This is a genomic window from Rhodoplanes roseus, from assembly GCF_003258865.1.
Taxonomy (GTDB): Bacteria; Pseudomonadota; Alphaproteobacteria; order Rhizobiales; family Xanthobacteraceae; genus Rhodoplanes; species Rhodoplanes roseus.
In genome coordinates, this window is record NZ_NPEX01000244.1 from 1 (window position 1) to 3,523 (window position 3,523).

At 71.1% G+C, this 3,523-nt stretch carries 3 protein-coding genes; all 3 read right to left on the bottom strand.

Annotation, left to right across the window (positions count from 1 at the left end; all coding sequences use genetic code 11):
- Nucleotides 1-56 precede the first annotated feature (56 nt).
- Entirely contained in the window at nt 57-962 is a 906-nt protein-coding gene (locus tag CH341_RS24430) for an alpha/beta fold hydrolase (protein WP_111421590.1), read from the bottom strand.
- 116 nt (nt 963-1,078) lie between these two features.
- On the bottom strand, nt 1,079-2,038 hold the full coding sequence (locus CH341_RS24435) for an RDD family protein (protein ID WP_111421591.1): 960 nt from the start codon (nt 2,036-2,038) through the stop codon (nt 1,079-1,081).
- Nucleotides 2,035-3,312 carry a phosphoribosylamine--glycine ligase gene (gene purD, locus CH341_RS24440; RefSeq protein WP_111421592.1) on the bottom strand — a complete coding sequence of 426 codons (1,278 nt, stop codon included), beginning with the start codon at nt 3,310-3,312 and terminating at the stop codon, nt 2,035-2,037. Before purD ends, CH341_RS24435 begins: the two co-directional genes overlap by 4 nt.
- Between the last annotated feature and the right edge of the window lie 211 nt (nt 3,313-3,523).

Here is a 3,523-nt window from a genome sequence, read left to right on the forward strand (position 1 = left end):
GGCCCTCCGGGCCGCCCCGGGACGACGGCCACGAACCATGATCGGCCAACCGCCCGTCACGCCGCCCCCGTCAAAAACTCCAGCAGCGCCTTCTGGGTGGCGGCGGGGTTCTCCTCCTGGGGGAAGTGGCCGGAGTCGATCGGCTGGCCCCGCACGTCGTCCGCCCATTCGCGCCAGGTGGCGAGCGGCGAGTTCTCGCTCGGGATGCCCTTGGCGCCCCACAGCGCGAGCAGCGGGCAGTCGATCTTCTTGCCCGCCGCGCGGTCGGCCTCGTCGAAGGCGAGATCGGTGGTGCGGCCGGCCCGGTAGTCCTCGCAGCTCGCGTGAATGCGCAAGGGATCCTGGAAGGCGGCACGGTAGTGGGCGAGCGCGCGCGGATCGAACGGGGTGAGATCCTTGGTGCCGCTCCAGCTCGCCATCTTCCAGTCGAGGAAATAGTTCGGATCCTTGCCGATCATGGTTTCCGGGAAGGGCGCCGGCAGGGCCAGAAACGTCCAGTGCCAAACCTTGTAGGCGAGCGTCCGGTCCATCTGGTGCCACATGGCGAAGGTCGGGACGATGTCGATCACGGCGAGTTTTTCCAATCGCCCCGGATGATCGAGCGCGAGCCGGTAGCCGACGCGGCCGCCGCGGTCGTGGCCGACCAGCGAGAAGCGGGCGTGGCCGAGCTTCTCCATCAGGTCGATCATGCCGGCCGCCATGGCGCGCTTGGTGTAGGGCGCGTGGTCGGGCCCCGAGCGCGGCGCCGCCGACCAGCCGTAGCCGGGCAGATCGGCCAGCACGAGGCGGAAATGCTTGGCCAAAGCCGGCGCGATCTTGTGCCAGATGACGTTGGACTGCGGATAGCCGTGCAGCATCAGCAGCGGCGGCCCGCTGCCGCCCGAGCGCGCGAACAGCTTGCCGGCACTGGTGTCGATCCAGTGGGACTCGAAGCCGGGATAGAGGTCGGCGAGATCGGACATGCGGGGACTCCGAAAACGACGCCGGTCCGGAGGCTCGACCAGCGGGGCCGCAGCATAGCCGGATTGCGGTGGCGACCGTAAGACACGCGGCGGTGCGAGTCGGAAACCCTGCGTGCCTAGCTCCGGATCGTCTCGATCTTGGGCCAGGCGGCGGCCGAGGTCTCGATCTGCTGCTGCTTGGCGTAGTTGGCGATGCCGAGATTGAACTCGACCGTCACCTTGACGATCAGCGGGAGGGTCCCGACCAGATCGGGGAACTCCTTCAGCACCAGGCCGGCGATGTCGCGGGCCTGCGCCTCGGGATCGGCCGGCCAGCGCGAATAGCTCGCCGTGACGGTGATGGAGTCGCGGGCCTGGTCGGAGCCGGCGGTGCGGGTCCAGGTGCGGACGACGGCGGCGTCGCGCACGCCGGGCTGGGCCGCGACGGCGGTGCGCACCGCCAGGAGCCCGCTCACCCGGTCCGACGACTGGATCATCGACGGCATCATCAGGCCGAAGGCGAGGCTCGCGGCCAGCAGCACGCCGACCGTGATGCGGTGGCCGATCCACAGCGGCCGCGTCGCCGGGCGCGGCGCGCCGGCGGAGACCACCATGCTGCCGACCACGAGATCCTGCAGCGACTGCCGGGTCGGCCGGTTGAACAGCACGAGATAGAGGAGCGACAGGCCGACACCGATCACCAGGAAGCTCCACAGGCCGGTGACGATCGGCGTGATGGTCTCGACCGCGAAGTCGTTGAGGACGATCGGCGCCATCACCACGAGGGCGCGCAGCGTCGCGGCGCCGATCGACAGCGGCGCGCCGTCCGGGCCGACCACGGCGATCCCGAGCAGGCGCTTGCCGAGGCTGCGGCCGCCGGTGAGGCGGCTGTCGGCAAGGCCGAAATAGGCGAGCGCCAGCGCGAGGCCGATCAGCCGGGCCGCCAGCCCGAGATCGACCACGAGGTCGAACATCGCCATCCCGACCGCGTAGCCGACGGCGCCGACAAGCGTGGTGTCGAGCGAGAAGGCGACCAGCCGGCGCCACAGCGAGGCGGCCGCGGGTGAGGTGGCCGCCGCAGCACCCGGGGTGCTCATGGTGCTCTCCGGGCCAAGCCCTTGGCGCCGATGTCCTTGCGGCAGAAGCCGCCCGGCCAGCGGATCTCGGCGATCGCCGCATAGGCCTGGGTGCGGGCGTCGGCCAGCGTCTTGCCGACGGCGCAGACGTTCAGCACCCGGCCGCCGACCGCGACCAGGCGGCCGTCGCGCTCCGCCGTGCCGGCGTGGAAGATCTCGACGTCCTCGACCTCGGCGGCGGCGCGCAGGTTGTCGATGACGCTGCCCTTCTCGTAGGCGCCCGGATAGCCCTTGGCGGCCAGCACCACCGTGATGGCCGCCTCGTCGTACCAGCGCAGCGCGAAGTCGCCGAGCTGGCCGTCGCAGGTGGCGAGCAGGGCCGGGACGAGGTCGGACATCAGGCGCAGCATCAGCACCTGGCATTCCGGGTCGCCGAACCGGACATTGTACTCGATCAGCTTCGGCCCCTGCGCCGTGATCATCAGACCAGCGAACAGCACGCCCTTGTAGGGGCAGCCCATCGCCGCCATGGCGCGCAGCGTCGGGCGGACGATCTCGTCCATGGTGCGGGCCGTGGTCTCGGGCGTCATCACCGGGGCCGGCGAATAGGCGCCCATGCCGCCCGTGTTGGGCCCGAAGTCGTGGTCGAAGGCGCGCTTGTGGTCCTGCGCCGAGGCGAGCGGCAGGGCGGTCTCGCCGTCGCACAGGACGAAGAAGGAGGCCTCCTCGCCGGTCAGGAACTCCTCGATCACCACGCTGGCGCCGGCCGCGCCGAGGGACCCGGACAGCATGTCGTCGATCGCCGCCTCGGCCTGGGCGACCGTCTCGGCGACCACAACGCCCTTGCCGGCGGCGAGCCCGTCGGCCTTGACCACGATGGGCGCGCCCTTCTCCCGGACATAGGCCTTGGCGGGCGCCGCGGCGGTGAACACCTCGTAGGCGGCGGTCGGGATGCCGTTGGCCCGGCACAGCGCCTTGGTGAAGCCCTTGGAGCCCTCCAGCCGGGCGGCCGCCGCGCTCGGCCCGAACGCCTTGATGCCGGCCGCCGAGAGGTCGTCGACCAGGCCGGCGACCAGCGGCGCCTCGGGCCCGACCACGACGAGGTCGACGGCGTGGTCGCGGCAGAAGGCGACGACGGCGGCGTGGTCGGCGACGTCGAGGGCGACGCAGTCGGCCTCCTGGGCGATGCCGGCATTGCCGGGCGCGCACCACAGCGCGTCGGCGAGCGGGCTCGCCGCGATCTTCCAGGCGAGCGCATGCTCGCGTCCGCCGGAGCCGAGAAGCAGGATGTTCATGCGCGGGTGCCGCAGATCAGGATGGTCTAAGAGCGTTTCCGGGCGGCCTTATAGCAGCTTTCACCCGCCGAAACTCGTCGAGGCGGTGCGATGGACGGCGGCATCCACGCTTATGATCGATTCACGTTTGGGGGGCTGGCGCGAGCTCAACTCGCGAACGGGGTGAGGGGCCAGGCTCATGAGAGGCCTCGGCACCCCCTCACCCGGATCG